Source organism: Gottfriedia sp. ABJ_BB2_2 (assembly GCF_055484705.1).
The window spans coordinates 25156-46141 of sequence record NZ_JBVFKR010000010.1 but is presented as its reverse complement, the minus strand read 5'-3'; the positions used below and the strand labels follow the sequence as shown (position 1 = coordinate 46141).

General features: G+C 32.8%; 22 protein-coding genes and 1 riboswitch. Of the genes, 6 read left to right on the top strand and 16 right to left on the bottom strand.

Translation table 11 applies throughout. The features are described 5' to 3' along the window. Nucleotides 1-55: 55 nt before the first annotated feature. A riboswitch (Lysine riboswitch) is annotated at nucleotides 56-229 on the bottom strand. Between the two features lie 141 nt (nucleotides 230-370). Next, nucleotides 371-2143, bottom strand: coding sequence for an excinuclease ABC subunit UvrC (gene uvrC / locus ACX6U0_RS17750; RefSeq protein ID WP_464961205.1), 1773 nt, complete (start codon nucleotides 2141-2143; stop codon nucleotides 371-373). Between the two features lie 149 nt (nucleotides 2144-2292). Between uvrC and ACX6U0_RS17745 the strand changes: the two genes are divergently transcribed. Beyond that, on the top strand, nucleotides 2293-2706 hold the full coding sequence (locus ACX6U0_RS17745) for a hypothetical protein (RefSeq protein ID WP_464961204.1): 414 nt from the start codon (nucleotides 2293-2295) through the stop codon (nucleotides 2704-2706). A 642-nt stretch (nucleotides 2707-3348) separates the two neighbouring features. On the opposite strand, the gene ACX6U0_RS17740 is transcribed toward ACX6U0_RS17745, so the two are convergent. The 3 genes from ACX6U0_RS17740 to trxA form a co-directional block, all read right to left on the bottom strand. Beyond that, complete coding sequence (locus ACX6U0_RS17740; protein ID WP_464961270.1) at nucleotides 3349-4956, bottom strand: MDR family MFS transporter; 1608 nt, start codon at nucleotides 4954-4956, stop codon at nucleotides 3349-3351. Between the two features lie 68 nt (nucleotides 4957-5024). Beyond that, complete coding sequence (locus ACX6U0_RS17735; protein WP_464961203.1) at nucleotides 5025-5465, bottom strand: MarR family winged helix-turn-helix transcriptional regulator; 441 nt, start codon at nucleotides 5463-5465, stop codon at nucleotides 5025-5027. Between the two features lie 201 nt (nucleotides 5466-5666). Then, entirely contained in the window at nucleotides 5667-5984 is a 318-nt protein-coding gene (trxA, locus tag ACX6U0_RS17730) for a thioredoxin (protein WP_088003600.1), read from the bottom strand. A gap of 168 nt (nucleotides 5985-6152) precedes the next feature. Between trxA and ACX6U0_RS17725 the strand changes: the two genes are divergently transcribed. The 3 genes from ACX6U0_RS17725 (at nucleotide 6153) to ACX6U0_RS17715 (ending at nucleotide 7593) form a co-directional block, all read left to right on the top strand. After that, nucleotides 6153-6635 (top strand): N-acetyltransferase family protein, encoded by a 483-nt coding sequence (locus ACX6U0_RS17725; protein WP_464961202.1) that lies wholly within the window; start codon nucleotides 6153-6155, stop codon nucleotides 6633-6635. A 152-nt stretch (nucleotides 6636-6787) separates the two neighbouring features. Continuing rightward, entirely contained in the window at nucleotides 6788-6946 is a 159-nt protein-coding gene (locus ACX6U0_RS17720; RefSeq protein WP_464961201.1) for an FbpB family small basic protein, read from the top strand. Nucleotides 6947-7374: 428 nt separating this feature from the next. Beyond that, nucleotides 7375-7593 carry a hypothetical protein gene (locus tag ACX6U0_RS17715; RefSeq protein ID WP_464961200.1) on the top strand — a complete coding sequence of 73 codons (219 nt, stop codon included), beginning with the start codon at nucleotides 7375-7377 and terminating at the stop codon, nucleotides 7591-7593. 90 nt (nucleotides 7594-7683) lie between these two features. Here ACX6U0_RS17715 and ACX6U0_RS17710 read toward each other — a convergent pair whose 3' ends face one another. From ACX6U0_RS17710 to ACX6U0_RS17685, 6 genes are all read right to left on the bottom strand, one after another. Beyond that, nucleotides 7684-8661 carry an electron transfer flavoprotein subunit alpha/FixB family protein gene (locus tag ACX6U0_RS17710; protein WP_464961199.1) on the bottom strand — a complete coding sequence of 326 codons (978 nt, stop codon included), beginning with the start codon at nucleotides 8659-8661 and terminating at the stop codon, nucleotides 7684-7686. 57 nt (nucleotides 8662-8718) lie between these two features. Further along, nucleotides 8719-9492 carry an electron transfer flavoprotein subunit beta/FixA family protein gene (locus tag ACX6U0_RS17705; protein WP_464961198.1) on the bottom strand — a complete coding sequence of 258 codons (774 nt, stop codon included), beginning with the start codon at nucleotides 9490-9492 and terminating at the stop codon, nucleotides 8719-8721. 56 nt (nucleotides 9493-9548) lie between these two features. After that, on the bottom strand, nucleotides 9549-10319 hold the full coding sequence (locus ACX6U0_RS17700; RefSeq protein WP_464961197.1) for an enoyl-CoA hydratase: 771 nt from the start codon (nucleotides 10317-10319) through the stop codon (nucleotides 9549-9551). 12 nt (nucleotides 10320-10331) lie between these two features. Further along, on the bottom strand, nucleotides 10332-10943 hold the full coding sequence (locus ACX6U0_RS17695) for a TetR/AcrR family transcriptional regulator (protein WP_464961196.1): 612 nt from the start codon (nucleotides 10941-10943) through the stop codon (nucleotides 10332-10334). A gap of 414 nt (nucleotides 10944-11357) precedes the next feature. Continuing rightward, the gene (locus tag ACX6U0_RS17690) at nucleotides 11358-13061 is read right to left on the bottom strand and encodes an AMP-binding protein (RefSeq protein WP_464961195.1); all 1704 of its coding nucleotides are present in this window, start codon (nucleotides 13059-13061) and stop codon (nucleotides 11358-11360) included. 141 nt (nucleotides 13062-13202) lie between these two features. Continuing rightward, nucleotides 13203-14009 (bottom strand): sugar nucleotide-binding protein, encoded by an 807-nt coding sequence (locus ACX6U0_RS17685; RefSeq protein WP_464961194.1) that lies wholly within the window; start codon nucleotides 14007-14009, stop codon nucleotides 13203-13205. Nucleotides 14010-14142: 133 nt separating this feature from the next. On the opposite strand from ACX6U0_RS17685, the gene dat reads away from it, so the two are divergent. Further along, nucleotides 14143-15027 (top strand): D-amino-acid transaminase, encoded by an 885-nt coding sequence (gene dat / locus ACX6U0_RS17680; protein ID WP_464961193.1) that lies wholly within the window; start codon nucleotides 14143-14145, stop codon nucleotides 15025-15027. A gap of 185 nt (nucleotides 15028-15212) precedes the next feature. Here the strand turns inward: dat and ACX6U0_RS17675 are convergent, their stop codons facing one another. After that, entirely contained in the window at nucleotides 15213-16439 is a 1227-nt protein-coding gene (locus tag ACX6U0_RS17675; RefSeq protein WP_464961192.1) for an ABC transporter permease, read from the bottom strand. After that, complete coding sequence (locus tag ACX6U0_RS17670; protein WP_464961191.1) at nucleotides 16440-17324, bottom strand: ABC transporter ATP-binding protein; 885 nt, start codon at nucleotides 17322-17324, stop codon at nucleotides 16440-16442. It abuts the gene before it with no gap. Nucleotides 17325-17598: 274 nt separating this feature from the next. Here ACX6U0_RS17670 and ACX6U0_RS17665 point away from each other — a divergent pair, with 274 nt between their 5' ends. Beyond that, entirely contained in the window at nucleotides 17599-17922 is a 324-nt protein-coding gene (locus ACX6U0_RS17665; protein WP_464961190.1) for a MazG nucleotide pyrophosphohydrolase domain-containing protein, read from the top strand. A gap of 222 nt (nucleotides 17923-18144) precedes the next feature. Here the strand turns inward: ACX6U0_RS17665 and ACX6U0_RS17660 are convergent, their stop codons facing one another. The 4 genes from ACX6U0_RS17660 to ACX6U0_RS17645 form a co-directional block, all read right to left on the bottom strand. Beyond that, on the bottom strand, nucleotides 18145-18675 hold the full coding sequence (locus tag ACX6U0_RS17660; RefSeq protein WP_464961189.1) for a GNAT family N-acetyltransferase: 531 nt from the start codon (nucleotides 18673-18675) through the stop codon (nucleotides 18145-18147). Nucleotides 18676-18844: 169 nt separating this feature from the next. Continuing rightward, the gene (locus ACX6U0_RS17655) at nucleotides 18845-19246 is read right to left on the bottom strand and encodes a DUF350 domain-containing protein (RefSeq protein ID WP_464961188.1); all 402 of its coding nucleotides are present in this window, start codon (nucleotides 19244-19246) and stop codon (nucleotides 18845-18847) included. Nucleotides 19247-19279: 33 nt separating this feature from the next. Continuing rightward, nucleotides 19280-20530, bottom strand: coding sequence for a glutathionylspermidine synthase family protein (locus ACX6U0_RS17650; protein WP_464961187.1), 1251 nt, complete (start codon nucleotides 20528-20530; stop codon nucleotides 19280-19282). A 2-nt stretch (nucleotides 20531-20532) separates the two neighbouring features. Next, nucleotides 20533-20889: a hypothetical protein gene (locus tag ACX6U0_RS17645; protein ID WP_464961186.1), complete on the bottom strand. Its 357-nt coding sequence runs from the start codon at nucleotides 20887-20889 to the stop codon at nucleotides 20533-20535. Nucleotides 20890-20986: the final 97 nt, after the last annotated feature.

Below are 20986 nucleotides of genomic sequence, written 5' to 3'. Positions count from 1 at the left end.
AATGTTCACGCGCCTAATTTACAAAATTGTAATAAAATAGACAAATCATCAACATCTCTTCAATAGCTCCCCGCATTTAGTATGCGACAGTACTACACCTATTAAATGCAGTCCCAACGAAAAGAATTGTGGATTCATTTCATTTCGGCAAAACTTCCTTTCAACTGTCCATATCAACGCCACACGTCTATGACAGCATACTCTTAAGTTTTGCACCTCTATTACGAGAGAAAATATTATATTTTTAACTTAATATAAATTATTTTGAAAATAGTGTCAAGGAATTTTTGTCCTTATGACTAGTTCACTGATTCTATGCTTTTCTAACACATTTTCAAACTAAGACTTTTTAAGGATGAAAAATACCCTATCACTTTCTAAAGTGTTGATAGATTTCTTCCGCAACATTTTTCGGAATTTTTGCTTGAATAAGCTCTTCAATTGTTGCCTCTTTAATTTTTTTAACAGATCCGAAATGTTTTAATAATGCTTTCTTTCTAGTTCCTCCAACTCCAGTAATGCCATCTAAAGCTGATTGAACCATAGATTTACTATGAAGCTGACGATAAAATTCAATTGCAAAACGATGAACCTCATCTTGAATACGTTGTAATAAAAAGAATTCCTGACTCTGTCTACCTAATTGCACAATTTGAGGTGGTTGCCCTATTAATAATTCAGATGTACGATGTTTTTCATCTTTTACTAAACCTGCTGTTGGAATAAACAACCCTAGCTCATTTTGCAACACATCTTCAACTGCTGATAAGTGTCCTTTACCCCCATCAACGATAATTAAATTCGGAAGAGGTAGGTTTTCTTTCAGTGCTCTTGAATATCTTCTTCTTACTACTTCACGCATTGAATCATAATCATCTGGACCGATTACAGTTTTAATTTTATATTTTCTATAATCCTTTTTAGAAGGCTTTCCATCAATAAATACAATCATTGCAGATACTGGATTAGTACCTTGAATATTAGAATTATCAAATGCTTCGATTCGATAAGGAGTTTCGATATTTAATATTTCTCCAAGCTTTTCGATTGCTTTAATCGTTCTCTCTTCATCTCTTTCAATCAACTTGAATTTTTCTTGTAATCCGATTTTCGCATTCTTATTTGCTAATACAACTAATTCTTTTTTCTGTCCTCTTTTAGGTTGGAGAACTGGAACCTTTAGTAATTCTTTTAACAGATCATTATCTACTTTATCTGGTACAAAAATTTCTTTTGGCTTTATATTATGTGTCTTCTCATAAAATTGGCCAACAAATGATAAAAATGCTTCTTCAGGTTCGTCATAAATTGGAAAATAAGATACATCTCTCTCAATCAATTTTCCTCTTCTAACAAAGAAAACCTGTACACACATCCAGCCTTTATCTACAGCATAACCAAATACATCACGATCAACTAGGTCACTGTTCATCATTTTCTGCTTTTCCATTGTTGCTTCGATAGAGATAATTTGATCTCGGTACTCTTTCGCTCGTTCGAAATCTAATGCTTCTGAAGCTGCCATCATCTTTGCTTCAAGCTCTTTTCGTACCTGGTCTTCCCCGCCATTTAAAAATCTTATGATTTCATTTACTAGTTCTTGGTTTTGCTCATCAGTTATATCTTTTATACAAGGTGCAAGACATTGTCCAATATGATAATATAAGCAAACTTTATCAGGCAAAGTGGAACACTTACGCAATGGATATAAACGATCTAATAATTTTTTCGTTTCCGTCGCAGCTGTTACATTAGGAAATGGTCCGAAGTATTTCCCTTTGTCTTTCTTTACGTTACGAGTAATGATCAATCTCGGATGTTTCTCTGCAGTTACTTTAATAAAAGGATAAGTTTTATCATCCTTCAACATAATGTTATATTTCGGATCATATTTTTTAATCAAATTCATCTCTAGAATGAGTGCTTCCATATTAGAAGAAGTAACAATATATTCAAAATCTACAATCTCTTGGACTAAGCGATACGTTTTCCCATCATGAGATCCCGTAAAATATGACCGAACACGATTTTTTAATACTTTTGCTTTTCCTACATAAATAATTGTTCCTTGAATGTCCTTCATTAAATAACATCCCGGTTGATCAGGTAAAAGACTTAATTTTTCTTTCAAATGATTGTCCAATGTCCTACCCTCCTTCTAAGGTAATTTGTTAATTTAATTATAATCTGCATTTATAAAAACTGAAAATATTTTCATCCATTAAGTTTAATTTAAGGAACTCCCATTATTGTATAACTTGCTATTCAAAACAGTAAAGGGAGAAAAATAAAATGAAAAAAATAAGAAAAGTTCATTTTTGGATTGGAGTCATTGTATCAATATTTCTATTTATAGAATCTACAACCGGGATTATCATGTATTTTAATAAAGGTGCAGATAGATCTGGTTTCTCTATGCAAGGTCAATTTCCTGGAACTCAAGATAATAATAGTCAACAACAGAGTAGCCAGTTAGGGAATCAATTAAATGATAGTTCGTCTATAAGCAGTGAAAATTTGCCAAATTTCGGACAAACCCCTCCTGCTCAATCTGCATTCTCAATAAAAAGTTTACATACTGGTATGATAGGATTAATAAGTGGAATTGGGATATTTATTTTAACTGGGACTGGTTTAATCTTGTCTTTTATCATAGTGAGAAATAAACGTAAAAGTAAAAGCAGAAAATTATCTGAGGCAATATAATATATATGTCTGAAATAAAAAGTAAAAATAAAAAACCCTTGGTTAGCCTAACGGGTTCTCTTCTAGGAGGGAAAACAATTTTTCACGGTATAAATTGCAATATATTTCGTGACAAATTAACACTATAAATAACACTGAAAGAGAATTGATATAACAGTCAATGCTCTTTTTTTATTTGGCTCTGTTAAAGAAGACTGTTGATTTCCATTCCGGGTACTTCGCTTTCCATGGGGCGTGACTTGAGCCTCCTCGGCAAGCCTGCGGGGTCTCAAGTTTCCCGCATCTCCCATAGGAGTCTTCGTACCTTCCATTCCAATCACTCTCTAGTGTACGATTCTCTTTTCATACTCTAATGGCATTTGCTAAAATCAACAATTAATATTAACAGAGCTTTTAATTAAAAAATAGCATAGTTTTCAACAGACTATTTATCTTAAAAATAACACATAAATCAGCAGAGACAATGTTAATTAATATGCTAATTTACTGCTATTTTTAATTCTTATTTAACGAAAACCTTGATTTAACAATAAAATAGACAGACCATTTTTTTGTAAATTGGTCTGTCATTAGGCAATTTAATTTCTACTTTTCTCTCCCAAAGGAGAACCCGTTATGGTTAGCCCTAGGTTTTTATTTTGTTTATGAAGTTGCTGTTTCTACCTTAACTTCTTCATTTTCTTCTGAATCCGTACCTGCTTTACGGTTTGATAATTTGATTTGTTTTAAGAAAAACGTAATAAACGCGCCAATCACGATGAAAATCAACCCTGTTAAAAACACGCTGTGTAATGATTCCATCAATGATGTTTTAATAATAGGAAACATAGGGTCCAAAATTTGAGATGGAATTTGTTTCATTGCCTCAGGGCTAAATAGCATTTGGAATAAACCTTGAGGGTTTGTATCGATCATATCTTTAAATTTATCTGCAATTGGAGCTGCTTGTTCAGGTAATTTATTTAAAACTGGAACTAATTCTTTTGATAAAAGATCACCTGATTTACTATTCATTACAGCACCAAGTACTGTTACACCAAAAGTACCACCAATTGAACGGAAGAACTGACTTGATGAGGTTACGACCCCAAGTTCCGATTTATCGAATGATTCTTGAAGTGCTAAGGTGATTGTTGGCATTACTAATCCCAGACCTAAACCAATTACACCCATAAAAGTTGTCGCAATTAATTTACTTGAATCCATATCAAGTGTTGATAATAAAAATAATCCAATTGCCATTACAAACATTCCAGCGATAATTTGTGGTTTAATTCCGATTTTGAAGACTAGCTGACCACCAATTATACTAGTAATAATCATAGTAATCATCATAGGAGTCATAATTGTCCCAGACTCAGTCGCACTCACTCCAACAATTCCTTGCATGAAAAATGGTACAAACATAATCGCGCCAAACATTGCGATTGTCATGAAGAAACCAATTAAGTTTAATGTAACAAATGTTCTGTTCTTGAAGAAATGCATCGGTAGAATTGGTTCTTTTGCTTTTGTTTCTACAATAACAAAGCTTACAATACCTACTACTGCTAAAACAAATAAACCAATGATTTGCCAAGAATCCCAAGCATAATCAACACCACCAAGGCTTAAAGCAAGAAGTAAACTAACAACACCAACTATCATTGTTACCATACCAGCTATATCAAAATTAATTGGTCCTGTATTTTTACGTCCTTTTAAACCAAGTGCAATAAAGATTGTTGCAATAATACCAACTGGAAGGTTAATGTAGAATACCCATTTCCAATTTAAAGAATCGACGATCCATCCACCAATTTGTGGTCCAATTACAGATGCTAAACCATAAAGTCCACCAAAAATACCTTGGAATTTCGCTCGCTCTTTACCAGTGAACATATCACCAATTACGATCATCGCCATCGGCATCATTACACCACCACCGATACCTTGAATACCGCGATAAATAATTAATTCTGTCATGTTATTTGCAATACCACAAAGTGCTGATGCCGCCATAAATATAATTAAACCAGCAACATATACGCTTCTACGACCTAAAAGATCAGCTAGCTTACCAGCAATAGGTACAACGGCTGTTGAAGTCAGAAGATAGGACGTAGTAAGCCATGTCATTAAGCTAAGTCCACCCAAATCTCCTACAATTTTTGGCATTGCTGTTCCTACGATCGTTCCATCAAGTGCTGAGAAGAACATTGCAATGATTAGACCAATAAGTAATAACTTTTTATTCCCTTCGTTTTGAATCGTTGTATTTGTACTCAAAATGTATTTCCCCCTTATCTCTATCTTTCATTATGCTTTAGAAATGTGTATTAATCGTATGAAGTTACAATTTCTGCAAGTCTCTCTGTAATTTTGGCAAATTGTAAAAGCTCTTCTTCGGTTAGTTTTAATAAATATCTGTCCACGATTGCTTTTCGCTCAGTTATAACTTGGTCTAGTTTCTCTTTACCAAAATCGCTTAACATGATATTCACTACTCTTCTATCTTTTTTATCATGCTCTCGGTAAACATAATTATTATGTTCAAGACGATCAATCATAAATGAAACTGCGCTTGGTTTCACACCCATAAATTCTGCGATTTCAGAGCTTTTTGCACTTTCTTTTTTCTTTAATAACATTAGTACAAAAAATTGAGTAGGCGTTACTCCATGCTTATTCATATTTTCAGTCATCTCAGGCTGCATTTTATGAATTGATTGTTGAAGTGCGATTTGAATTCGTTCAATATATTCATTTGTATTACCCAACACTTAACCTCCTAACTTTTTATTTAATTTATATAAATATTTAATGTGTATTAACTATTAACGCTTATTAAATATATACCTCCAAAACATGTTTCGCAACAAGAGAATTATTAAATCTTTTTAATAAAACGCTTACAGATAATATTGAACAAAAAAAAAGAAATGCACTCATAAATTGAGTGCATTTCCTACAAATTAATATTAACCAAGATGTGGTGTAATTAATTCTTCTAAAGCTTCTTTTGGTTTGAAGCCTAAAGTTTTCTCTACTACTTCACCATCTTTAAGAACGAATAATGAAGGGATACTCATAACTTCAAATTTAGCTGCTGTTTCTTGGTTTTCATCAACATCAACTTTAACGATTTTAACTTTATCACCATATTCAGAAGCTAATTCTTCTAAAACTGGAGCGATCATTTTACAAGGACCACACCAAGTTGCCCAAAAATCAACTAATACTACACCTTCTTTTGTTTCTTCTGCGAACGTTGCATTAGATGCATTTACAATTGCCATATTTATTTCCTCCTATCGCCTCTCTACATAAGTACATTATGTAGTTTGACTTAATTTGTTATAATTTTAAAGTAAGTATACCATACGAGAAATAGCACTATCTATTAATTTGCTCAAACTTACTATTTCCAAACAAATTGTTGATATACCAATGAAAGGATTAAAAAAATGATTACATTTGAAAAAATTACAAAAGAATATATTGACGTAATCGTCGAAATTACCAATTCAAATCAAAATTATAATGTCATGGAAAATGGAGCTCTTACTCGAACAAAAGAAGAGCTTTTTAAAGAGTATTTCCAATCTACAAATCAAAGTGAAACTTATTTTATTAAATTAGATGATACATATATTGGTTTAATCGACTTTTTAAAACATAACCCTAGAGATGGATTTCCTTGGCTTGGATTATTAATGATTCACGGCGATTACCAAGGATACGGATTTGGTACGAATGCATTTGTGTTATTTGAAGAAAGAATAAAAAGTCTAGAAAATATCCATGCTTTAAGATTAGGTGTTTTATTAGATAATCAAAAAGCAAAGCAATTTTGGAAGTCACACGGATTTGCATATGTAGAAAATAAAACAAATACTGATGGCATTGAAGTAGAAGTTTACGAAAAAGATTATACAAACATTAATTAAACTGTACTTTTCCTTTTAAACATTTAATGGCTTCTCATTTTCAAGGACACAATATTGTAATAATTCCAAGAGTTTGTGCTTAGATTTTTATGTTAAGATATTTTCGAATATAAATAAATATTCAGAAATTTATTAAGATAGGAGTGGCAAACATGAGAAAAACATTTCGTAAATCGTTTAATCAATTAGTAAATGAAAATAAACAATCTCTTCTTAGAAATAAAGAAGAAATTGAAAAGATTGAAAGAAAAATTGAAAAACGCCACGAAGTCGAAGAAATGGCCAATAAACTAGAAAAAGCAATTTCATAATGACATATATCGTAATCCTTGAATTCGTTCGGGGATTATTTTTTTTACTCTCTTCTAAAAAATTTTTGCTTAATAGCTTTGAACTATGAAAATAGAATTAAATAATAATGGAAGGTAAGACTCCTATTGGAAGGCTGAGATCCTCAGGAGGTCCACTGGATGTGGGTGATGTATGCGTTACGACAGGACGTAGTGATTTTAAAATGCCTATACCATTGGCTTCAGCTCCCATCTCACAGAAAGGGAGCGACCTAGCGACCTGGAGTTGTATCAACTAACGTATTCTTAAATAGCTACAAGTATACTAAACAGCTTTTATTGAACTGTTGATTTCGTTCTGTTCCCTAATCATGAAAAATAGGCGAACTCTTACTTTAGATAATCGTACTATATAGTACATGAGTCTAGTAAAAGGAGGAGAAGAATGTATGCACCCTTTTTGGAATCATTATCCACAATACCCTACTAGAAATGATCATACTTATATGGATAATCACCAGATGATGCAATCAATCGTAAATCTTGAAAATCAAATACAAAACCTTGTTAAGGCAATTGAAGCAAACAATGAATTGCTTCGGTCAATTGAACAGAAACAAAATCAAGTTATTACGAGTGGTGGCGGATCTGTTATTGTAAGAATGTAAAAAACATAGTTCTCTCTTACTAGAACACAAAAAAGGACCGCATCTAGAAGATGAAGTCCTTTTCCTTTTGCTTAAAATAAGCAATTTATCTTATGAATTTACTAATACTGCTTTAAATTCTTCAGTTAATAATGGTAATACTTCAAATAAGTCTCCTACGATTCCGTAGTCTGCAACTTTGAAGATATTCGCTTCTGGATCTTTATTTATTGCAACAATCACTTTAGAGTTTGACATTCCAGCTAAATGTTGGATTGCACCAGAGATACCACATGCAATATATAAATCTGGTGTGACAACTTTACCAGTTTGACCAATTTGAAGTGAGTAATCACAGTAATTAGCATCACACGCACCACGAGATGCTCCAACAGCTGCGCCTAATACTGTTGCTAGTTCTTTTAATGGATTAAAGCCGTCTTCGCTTTTAACTCCACGTCCACCTGCTACAATAATTTTAGCTTCTGAAAGATCTACACCTTCACTTGCTTTACGTACCACATCTTTTACGATAGAACGTAAATCTTTAATTTCTACAGATAGTGATGCAACGTCCCCACTACGAGTAGTATCTTTTTCTAATGGTGCGATATTATTTGGACGAATTGTCGCAAATACGAAAGGATCTACCATTACTTTTTTCTCGAAAGCTTTACCAGAGTATATTGGACGAGTGAATACAATATTTCCACCTGCTACTTCAATTGCAGTTACGTCAGAAATTAATCCACTTTGCAAGCGAGCTGCAAGTTTAGGAGATAAATCTTTACCTAAAGCAGTATGACCTAATACTAGTCCGTCCGGTTTTTCTTGATCAACTACTGCAAGTAATGCTTGAGAAAATCCATCAGATGTATATGAAGCTAATTTTTCATCTTCAACTACAACCGCACGATCTGCACCAAATTGAATCATTTCACTAGCTAATCCAGCTACTGATTGACCTACTAATACAGCTACCACTTCTCCGCCTTCAGCAATTGTCTTAGCCGTACTTACTGCCTCGAATGATACATTACGTAATGATCCTTCACGAACTTCGCCTAATACTAATACTTTACGTGACATGTTATTTCCCTCCAAAATTTTCTATTACTCTATTATTTAGTTCAATTCATTATTAGATTAAATTACTTTCGCTTCAGAACGTAATAATGATACTAATTCTTTTACTTGGTCTTGTAAGTCACCAGATAATACTTTACCAGCTTCCTTCTTTGCAGGTAGGTAAATTTCAATTGTCTTCGTTTTAGCTTTAACATCATCTTCTTCTAAATCTAAATCATCTAATTCTAGTTCATCTAAAGGTTTCTTTTTCGCTTTCATGATACCTGGTAATGAAGGGTATCTAGGTTCATTTAAACCTTGTTGAGCAGTAATTAGTAATGGCAGAGATGTTTCGATAATTTCTGTATCTCCTTCTACATCACGCTCAATTTTTGCAGTTGAACCACTAATTTCAAGTTTAGTGATTGTTGTCACGTAAGGTATATTTAATAATTCAGCTACGCGAGGACCTACTTGACCTGTACCACCGTCAATTGCAACATTACCAGCTAGAATAATAGAAGGATCTTTATCTTCTAAATACTTAGCTAAAAGTGTAGATGTTGTAAATTGGTCAGCGCTTACAATATCATCTTCAACATTAATTAAAACAGCTTTATCAGCACCCATTGCTAATGCAGTGCGAAGTTCTTTTTCACTGTCTTCATTGCCAATCGTAACGACCGTTACTTCACCGCCATGTGTATCACGGATTTGAATTGCTTCTTCTACTGCATACTCATCGTATGGATTTATAATAAACTCAGCGCCATCTTCTTGAATCGCACCATTTGAAATCGTAATTTTTTCTTCAGTGTCAAATGTTCTTTTTAATAGTACATAAATATTCATCTTTAAACCCTCCTAGGAAATGTTAACTACATCTATTTTTTTAAATAGTAAACTACTTATTTATGAAACACAGGTTTTCTTTTTTCTAAAAATGCAGAAATTCCTTCCTTCGCACCTTCAGAAGTAAAAATATCTCCAAATAATCTAGATTCTTCTTCAACGCCCTCATGATATGAAGTCGTTCTTGTAGAAGATAGTAGCTGTAGTACATATTCAATTGATTGTTTACTTTTATGTGCAATTTTTAACGCTAAAGTAGTTGTTTCTTCTAATAATTGTTCTTCAGGGACTACAATAGTTGCTAGACCATATTTACCAGCTTCTACACCAGAAATTGGTTCTGCTGTCGCCATCATTAATAAGGCTTTGTCTCTACCTACATATCTTGGTAATCGTTGTGTACCTGCAAACCCTGGAATAATACCTAAGTTTAATTCAGGTAATCCTAGCTTTGCATTCTGCGCTACTACTCGAATATGACAACTCATTGCAAATTCAAGTCCTCCGCCTAATGCAGCACCATGAATTGCGGCAATGATCGGTTTAGAATAATTTTCAACACGCTCAAATACTAGCTGACCTTTTCTTGCAACAGCTGCTGCATCATCGGCGCTTTTAAATGAGGTAAATTCTTTAATATCAGCTCCTGCAGAAAAAAATCTGCCTTCACCATGGAATACTAGTACTCGTACATCATCATTTTTTTCTAATGCTTCTAGATGCTGTACCATTTCTGCAAAGACCACAGAAGACATTGCATTTGCTGGTGGATTTTGAATTGTTAAAAATGCAACACCATTCGATACTGAACATTGAAGTAAGCCCACAACTTTTCCTCCCTATTGTCCTAAAGTACTAGAACGTTCTTTTTGATATCCGCATCCTCTTATTAACAATTGGTGAACTTTCTCGGCATTTGCCTCCAAATCCTGGTTTTGGCCAGTCATTACCCAATGCGTCATAACTTCATCTATCGTGCCAAAAATCATTTTTCTAGCCATTCTAATATCTAAATGTTCATCAAACAAACCTTCCTTAACGCCTTCGATTAAGATCGAATCAATGATGTGTAAATACTCTTTTAGTACTTCATTAATTTTCACACGAAGATCAAGATTTGTTTGTCTAACTTCTAATTGCATTACGATGGCTAAATTTAAATCATTCGACATTTCACGAAAATGTGTTTTCACCAACGTTAATAACTTCGATACTGCGTCGCGATTACCTGCAATTTCTTCACGAATTTTTTCAGCAAAGACACCCATCTTTTCTTCAAACAATGTAATTAATATAGATTCTTTATTTTTAAAATATAAATAGATTGTTCCATCAGCTACTCCTGCTTTTTTCGCAATCTTTGAAACTTGTGCTTGGTGGTAACCGTTTTCAGCAATAACCACTACAGCAGCATCTATTATTTGTTTAAATTTTGGTTTATCTCTTTTCATTTTTATTACTCCTTTGTACAGTGAATGAATAATCATTCATATTTTCATAATACTAACTTATCAGAAAATTGTCAATTATCCTTTAATAATTTTTATCATTTATTTGACTGAAGATTTCCGTTACGATATCCTTCAGTTTTTAATTAAATTCTAAAAATTTCCATACAAGTAGTTTACCATGTTTTCACTGACAAATTCGTCCGAATTCACAATTCTTGAATCATCTAAAAAGTAGCCTGTTTTCTTATACATTGTTACTAAATAAAAATGCGTTAGTTGATGATCCAAAAAGTAACAATCTTTAGAATAAAGACAATAAAAATAAAAAAGTATGTAGATAAAGTACATAAATCGTCTTCTCTGAGTGTTGTATACAATCTAAGGGATGTAGGTTCTACATCCCTTTATCATGAATTAAGAAAGTTTCTCTTCTGTGTTTTCTTTCGCATTTTTTTGTTTTTCTTCTTCAACTAGTGTTCTTCTTAAAATCTTACCAATTGCAGTCTTTGGCAGTTCTGTTCTAAATTCGTATTGTCTCGGCACTTTATATGCAGCCAAGTATTTACGCGAAAATTCATCTAATTCACTTTCTGTAACTGATTTACCTTCTTTTAAAACAATAAATGCTTTTACAGTTTCACCTCTGTATGGGTCAGGTACGCCAATTACGACAGTTTCTTGAATTGCTTCATGTTCGTATAAAACTTCTTCTACATCTCTTGGATATACATTAAATCCACCTGCAATAATCATATCTTTTTTGCGATCAACAATATAGAAGAATCCTTCTTCATCCATATAGCCTAAATCACCAGTATATAACCATCCGTCTTTTAATGTTGCAGCAGTTTCCTCAGGTCTATTCCAATATCCTTTCATAACTTGTGGACCGGAAACAATTAATTCACCAATTTCTCGAACAGGTAATTCTTCCCCTGTTTCCAATGATACGATTTTGGCATCAGTACTTGGCCAAGGAACACCAATACTTCCTGAAACTCGTCTGTCCCATAAAAAATTACTATGCGTAATTGGTGAAGCTTCTGATAATCCGTAACCTTCTACCAATTTACCACCAGTAACTTTCTCAAATTGTTCCTGAACTTCTACAGGTAAGGCAGCTGAGCCACTTAAACATGAATGGATACATGAAATATCATATTTTGATAGATCAGGATGATTTAATAATGCAATATACATTGTCGGTGCACCCGGAAACAGTGTTGGACGATATTTCTTAATTGCTTCTAACATTAGTGAGGGGTCAAACCTCGGAATAATAATCATTTCATACGCACACATAATTGATAAATTCATACAAGCAGTCATGCCATAAACATGGAAAAATGGTAGTACAGTAAGGATTTTTTCTTCCCCTTTACGACTCTTATATAACCACTTTTCTGACATTAACGTGTTCGAAGCTAAATTTTTATGCGTAAGCATTACACCTTTTGGAAAACCAGTCGTGCCACCTGTGTATTGAAGAATTGCTACGTCATCTACACTACTGTTTGTTAACTCTATTTCGACGGGTGCAGATATTTTCATAATATAATTAAATTGATGGATTGATGGATCTGTTGGCATTTCAGGTGCTTTTGGTTGCTTTGATAGTGGGTATAATACTTTTTTTATGATTGGCAAATAATCTCTAACTGAGGTTACAAAGATATGTTTAAGTTTCGTATTATTTTTGACTGAATGGACTCTATTAATCAATAAATCTAAGCAAATAATAGCTGAAGCACCACTATCATTCATTTGATATTCAAGCTCGCGTTCAGTATAAAGTGGATTCGTTTGAACAATAATGGCATCTGCAAACAATATGCCATAATATGCAATTACTGCCTGTGGACTATTTGGTAACATAATTGCTACCCGGTCACCTTTTTTAATTCCTAAATTCCTCAAATAATTTGCAAATCTAAGAGATTGCACATAAATTTCTTTAAATGTCATCTCTTTCCCTAGGAAGTTAAGCGCTTTCTTATTTGGGTATTTAGTGGCTGTCTTTTTTAAATATATAGGAAGAAGTTCAAAATCACTATCTAATGTAGTAGGTATCTGCTCTGGATATTGACTCACCCAAGGTTTTGCTTTTAGTTCCTCCATACCATTCACCACCAGTATTTTATAGTAGGTTCATACTAAAATTAGTATATGATACATATTATCGCTATACAATCAAAATATTAAGAAAATTTAATCTTTTCTTCCCTACCTACTTAGTTTATTCATTTTAAAACCAAGCTCCTAAACGATTTCACTAATCAATTGATCATTGTCATATGTAAATCCTGAAGGTAGATCTGATCGATTAATTAACAATCCAAAATTGTATTTCTCTACATCTTCAACTTTTATCGCTTTCATTTTTACATCTGTACCAAGAGATTGTACTAGTTTACTAATAAAAGAAAACTGTGAATCGATATCAGTAGTAGCTAAATGAAAAATGCCTGTCAAATCATTTTCTATAATTGAACGGATTTGTTTTGCGATTCTCTGATCTGATGCATGGTTCAAATAAATATTTTCATAAGCTTCAATTTCAATACTACTTGAAATTTTATCCTTAATCTCTTTTAGTCTAGGAGAATTTTTCCCCCATACCATTGGTAATCTCAAAATAACACCTTGCCCGCCTAACTCGCTTTGTATTAATTTTTCACATTGAATTTTAAATTGACCATAATCTGATGTGGCTAGAGGTGTATCGTCTTCGGCATGATGCTTTGTAATTTCTCCATCAAACACATTTGTTGTTGAACAAAATAATAGCTTTGTTTTTGTGGATTTAATCTTTTGAATGATTTGATAGTGTACTTCTAACTGTATGTCAAATGCGCCTCTTAAGCATGAAATAATTATTTGGGGATTTATTTCTTCAATCCAATCTAGTATTCTCTTACAATCCGTTATATTCCATTGAAGCTGCTGGTCGTTTTTTAAGCTTAATTTTGATTGATGATATGTACCATATACAGCGAAGCTAGACGATAATTCTTTCAATAAAGCCTTGCCTACTAACCCGCTTGCTCCTAAAACTAATATTTTCATCGTTCTCTCTCCTTTTTACAAAATATTTTATGAACATATGTTATATTGAATGTAACATAAAATATCTAACTATTTAAAAAATAATTTTGAATTGTAGAATTCTAGATTTTCAATTACAAAGGAGTGCAAACCAATGAAGACGAAAGTTTTATTAAATAACCGAATTGTCGATTTAAAGTCTGCTAATGTAAATATTTTAGATCGCGGTTATCAGTTTGGTGATGGTGTTTATGAAGTCGTTCGTTTTTACGATCAGTCTTATTTTGAATTAGAAGCACATTTAATTCGCTTGAAAGAAAGCTGTGAGAAAATCAATATCCCTTTCAAAATGCATTTAAAGAAGCTTGAAAGTGACCTAGTGTATTTAATGAACACATGTGATTACAGTACTGGTTATGTATATATACAGATTACTAGAGGTGTAATGGACAGAAATCATATATACCGAGACCAACCTGATTTAAAACCTCAATTAGTTGCTTATACAGTTAAGGAAGAAAAACGCCCATTAAAACTTATGGAGCAAGGAATTACTGTGCATGTAACAGAAGATATTAGATGGTTACTATGCGATATTAAAAGCTTAAACTTATTAGGTAGTGTACTTGCTAAAAATAAAGCACATGAAAAAGGTGCAAAAGAAGCGGTTTTGCATAGAGATGGAATCATCACAGAAGGCTCTTCGACAAATGTATTTGTCGTAAAAGATGGAACTTTATATACTCATCCGGCAAATAACTTAATCTTAAATGGAATCACTAGAAGAGTCATCATAGATATTGCTAAAAAAGAAGGAATTTCAATTCAAGAAAAGGCATTTACAATAGATGAATTCCTTCATGCTGATGAAGCATTTACATCTTCAACGACAGCAGAAATTATGCCAATCGTTTCAGTTCTACTTGACGAAAAAACATATGCTCTAGGAACTGGAAAACGTGGTGTGATCACTCAGAAAATACAAGACGCATATACAGATCTAATTGCCAAAATCCCACATGATCAATCAACTATATAATTAAATCAAAAACGACTGTCATTGGTTTGACAGTCGTTTTTGTTTGAAATGCCCTCGTTCTAAACGAGTTTTTTTAAGATTAAATACATATTCAATTTATAGATCATACAAAATAATACTCCTCATTTTATTGTGAAAGCTTACCACAAATGAGGAGTATATGATTAATCTTTTAACAATCTACATTATTGTCTTTTTAAGAGACGAGCAACGTCTTTCCATTTCACTTTATCGCTGTAGTACATTACTCCGTTTACGTAAATACGACTTGCGATTTTCGTTAAAATGAAGACTGTAACGATTAAGATTAAAATACTTGTGCTTACTTCCATAAAATTCATTTCACCTGATACAAATCGAGAAAATGCAACAAGTGGTGCAAAGAATGGAATGTATGAACTGATTTGTACAAAAGTACCATCCGGATTCACTAATGCATTAATGCTAATGAAGAATGCACCAATCAGTAAAAATGTAACTGGCATCAAGACTGTTTGAAGTTCTTCTGTTCTTGAAACAACAGAGCCGATTGCAGCATACAGTAAACCATAAATTAAATAACCTAGTAGGAAATAAACAATGAACGCGACAATCGTCGTAATGCTTAGAGAGTCTAAATCAATCTCCATTCCAAACAATGATAGAGAATCAAGATTTACGAATCCTACAAGATACGCAAATAAGAACCCTAATCCTATAACAACTAATTGAACGAATGCTACGCAAAATACAGCAAATACTCTTCCATATAATGTCATAACTGGATTTACCTTAGGCAATAGTACTTCCATTACTCTAGAAGATTTTTCTGCAACGATTCCAGTAGCAATTGAATTACCATATACGATTAAAAATAGGTACAGTAAAAATCCGAAAAAGTACGCGATTCCGAACGTTGCCATAGGATCTTTCATTACTTCTTCATTTACTTCAACATTTTGTAGTAATTTTGTAGCTTCTTCTAAAGATAGCTTAAGATCTTGAGATGTTTTATTTAAGTAATTTTGCTGCATAGTACTACTAACGATTGATAGAACTTCATTGTTAGCAAAATTCTTATATGTATAATTGATAACAGGTATATTATTCTTTTCGGAAATAACAATTAATCCGTCTTTTGTTTCATCATTCACTTGCTTTTTTACTTCTTCAAATTTTGATGAACTAACTTGTTTTAATGTTGCTGTTTTTAGTGACTGGTTTAATATTGTTTCGTCTATTGAGTATTGTGTGGAATCATTCATGATGACAATTTTATCTTTTTCTTCATTTTGTTCTGAAGAAGCAATATATTTTTGTAAACCAAACATCCCTACGACTAATACAAAAAGAATCGCACTCATAATGAGTGTTGCTTTTGCAAGTAGCCCTTCACGTAAATGAAAGAAAAAGACAGTTTTAAATTTATTCATTTATCTCGCCCTCTCAATAAAGATATCGTTTAGTGTCGGCTCTAATAATTGAAACTTACGAATCGAACCTGTTTCTGACTTAATTCGATTTAATATCGTAAAGGCTTCATCTTCTGTTTTTACTTTTACGTAGATTCCATGTTGTTTTTTCTCAAAATCAATCTGATTTGTATCCAATACCGTTCTATTCGCTTCCGTATCCTCAATGATTAAATTACGATATCCGTACTCTTCTTTTAATTTATTTAAGTTACCTTCTGCAACGACATCTCCATTTTTCAAAATACAAACATATTCACAGAATGCTTCAACTTGATCCATTCGATGGCTAGATAATACAATTGTCTTTCCTTTATTAATTTCTTCAGTGATAATAGAGGCCATTAATTCAGCATTTACAGGATCTAATCCACTGAATGGTTCATCTAAAATAATTAATTCAGGGTTATGCAACAATGTAACGATTAACTGAATTTTTTGCTGATTACCTTTTGAAAGCTCTCCCGCTTTTTTATGACGATACTGTGGAATTTCTAAACGTTCTAACCAATAAGTTATCGCTTCATCAACCTCTTTTTGCGACATTCCTTCTAATTTACCAAAATATCTAAGTTGATCAACTACCTTACTTTTTGTATATAAACCTCTTTCTTCTGGTAAATAACCAATTCTTACTTTTGAAGAATGGAATGTTGTGCCATTCCAAGTCATTTCACCACTTGTAGGCGTTAGTAATCCTAAAAGCATTTTAATTGTAGTCGTTTTACCCGCACCATTTCTTCCTAATAAGCCTAGTACTCTACCTGTTGGCAAATTTAATGACAATTGATTAACTGCATTTGTCTCACCAAACGATTTAGACAGCTGTTTTACTTCTAATGTCATACATTTTCCTCCCTTAACATTCGACTCCATTTTTCTTTATTTCTATGTATCTAGTTATAATGTACATCTTAAGCATACCTTTAATCTTCTTTTAATAAAAGGTAAAATATGTAAGTTTTCTGAAATAAGTATGAAACATTTACGATATTCTTCTTCCTTTAAAAATATTATAACTTCCACTATCTACTAGCATATGCACTAGGTATTTTGAAATATATTCTTTTTATCTTGTTTTGTTAAAATGTAAATGATAACACTTAAAAGGTGGGAGACTATGAACGTAAATGAATTCCAGGATTGGATAAAAGATTATTATAAAACTAGAGGTTGGTCCGATTTAGATATATTTATTCGGATAGGTTTTTTAGCTGAAGAAACAGGTGAGGTTGCACGTGCGATACGAGCATTAGAAATTGGTAGAGATCGACCTGATGAAACTACTAGTTCATTTGAGGAAAATAAACAAGAGTTAACAGAAGAATTAGGCGATGTGCTTGGAAACTTAATTGTCATTGCAAATAAATATGAGATTCCATTAGAGGATGTATTCAAAAGCCATAAAGAAAAGCTTTCTAAACGTTATTCAAACACAGACTAAACCTCTTGGTTTTTGTATTTTGTCTACAAAACTGACACTACTTCAATATAGAAGTAGTGTCAGACTGCCAGCCAAACGCTCGCTTTCTTCGTTGCTTGCGGTACTCATTACCGTCTAATAACTCCCTCATCCGGCTTGCGCCTCGAAAGACAAGCGTTTTCAGTCAGTCTTGATCTCTTAGTTTTTGGAATTTGGTTTACAAACTAGAAGTAGTGTATTAAATTATTGCCATTCGTGTTTTAAAATACTGTATAAAAGCGAATCACGCCAGCCATCTTTTAATAATAGGTCTTGTCTCATAGTTCCTTCTAAGCTCATCCCTATTTTTTGTAATACCTTTGATGACCCTAAATTTCTTGGGTCACAGGTTGCATAGATCCTATGCATGTTTAATTGAGTAAAACTATAATTAACAATGAGTTTAGCAGCTTCAGTTGCAAAACCTTGTCCCCAGTATTCGGGATGAATAATATATCCGACTTCGCCCTTTCTATTGACTCCATCTCTAATATTCAGTTCTACGACACCAATCATCTTTTCTGATTGTTTCACAATAATGGCAAACACAAATCTTGTTCTAGGATTTTTTTTCAAATCAACTATTGCCTCATTCACAAATGTTTGAGATTCTTTGATTGTATTAGGACCCCAAGGTTGATATTTACATACAATTGCTTGGGAAGCATATTGATGGACATCAGACCAATCGTTTTCATTTATATCACGTAAAAAGATTCTTTCACCATTTATCAATATAAGCTCCCCCTATAATAAAATAAGAAATTTCTTATTTTAGTTGTGTAATAGACTTATTGTGTGAAACTTCATCCACAAAAGAGCCACTCTATTTTATTATCTATTGTGGTATAAAAAAAGGAAAAACTACGAAGGATGACTCGTTGTTTTTCCTTTTTATCGTAAATTAAAATGAAATACTTCCTGAAATTAATAAACCAACAGTTACACTTAATGTAAATAACAAGATTGCAACTGCGATATTTCCTTCTTCCACCTTTTTAGCAAAAGATATTCTTGGAAATAAAAGAAATTCTGCAATCCAATATGTAATCATTTGCGCAATCACTCCGATAAAGCTCCAAATAATGAAATCACTAATATCAACAGAGTATTTTGCAGCCGACATAATGACGATTGCTAAACCGACTAACTTACCAGCTAATTTAAGTGCAACAGCAATATTTCCATCTTCTAAAATTAATTTTTGTTCGTTCATTTTAGTTGTAAAAGTAAATGCTAAAAATCCAATAAATAAAATTAAAAGTCCTGATCCTAAATAAAGTAATGTACTTACTATACTTTCCATTAAATTTCTCATCTCCCAATTGATATTTATTATTTATTTCTCTTCCAGATCATCTATCATTCCTACCGCTAAGAAACAGCTCTCATTACCTGTAATGATATTTCCCGCTCGAATACCAATTGCACCATGTTGTTCTTTTATTAAAAAGCTACCTACTAAAATATGCAATTCTAATGGTCCTTCAGGCGTCATTACCTTTTTCTTAGGTAATGGTGAAAATTCTTGATAAACCATAACCTGATCCAGGTAAGTATTCTGTAGACTATGTTGATTTTGTTCACCATCAATTATTTTAATTGTATCCCCTTCTCGACCAAATGACGGTTTCTCTACATACGAGATATAGTGTTCAATAAAATAATCCGGCTCTAAATAAGTTGGTAAAAAATATTTTTCAATTATGTCATGTTCATCTTCAGTAAACACATCAGAATTGTCGACATGTAAATTCCATATAAGTGCTTGAACGGCTTTCGATTGAAGTAAAAATGCAGAAATTGGATTGAACATAATTAATTTTCCAGTTTCAACAAGCTCAAGTAACGCAAGACCAATCATAGTCCCATCTACTGATTTATCAAGTTCCATATACTCAATAGGATATGTTTGACGATAAAGAATATGGATTCTTTCTCCATTCGGAGTATATAGTCCGTCATTCTCTATAATTTGTAGTTTATCTAAACTGATTAGTTGGCTTTCTCCATTATAAAGTGATTGAATATACTTGGCTGTTTTCCAATCTTCCTCATGATCACCATGCGCTGTAAAAACAATGATTGGTTTTTCAAGTCCTTTAATCGAATTGTTTATTACTTGATTCATAACTTGAGATAACTGTAATTCACTCTCACTATTTGGATCCTTTACTTTAAAATAATCCGCTACCAACCCGTTAACACGATGGGTTTCCATAATAAATGTTGGTGTATCACTATTACACTCATAATGTTTCCAACCATTTTTTGTCTGAACAAGATCAATCCTTCTGATAATCCCTTCACTTTGAATCGTCTTCTGACGTAAGTAAGGAATGACCTGCTTTGAATAACCGAGCATAGAAAAAACATCATCAGGAAGTTGCCTCATTAGACGAGCTGTTTTATCATAAATCCCACCAATTTGCTCTGTAATTATATGAATCTCATCTACTTCTTTTTTAGTAAACTTGTAAATGTCAAGAAGTGCATAATAGGAACTTTGTAAATCCGCCCAAAAATCTGGCAATTTTTGAAACAATTCATGACGAAGGCGCTGATGTTTTATTAAATCTGCATTGTCCATTCTTAACCACCAAAGCCTCCAGATGAGCCTTTACCAAACCCACCTTTTGATGAAGAACCTCCACCTGCGTAACTGCTAGAAGATTTATAACTTTTATAAGAACTACTACCATGCAATAATTTTTTCGACTTATAAAATGTTCCACCATGATAATAACTACGATAGTAAGAACTATCATTATCATCACAAACCCAAACACCTTCGTCATCATCAAATTCCCAATCACGGCAATTCTCATCTTGCGGTCGATCAGGTATATTCACAGTTTGTGTAGAACCACAGCCAGCCAACGTACTTGCTGCTAGTCCTCCAGTTAGTGCAATACTAACTTTTTTCATTAATACTGATGTTTTTGACATACGGATCTCCTCTTCGTGAAATATAATCATTCTCTCTTATACTAATCTATCTATACGCTCAAAGTATACAAAATATATGATTAATTTTAACGAAATC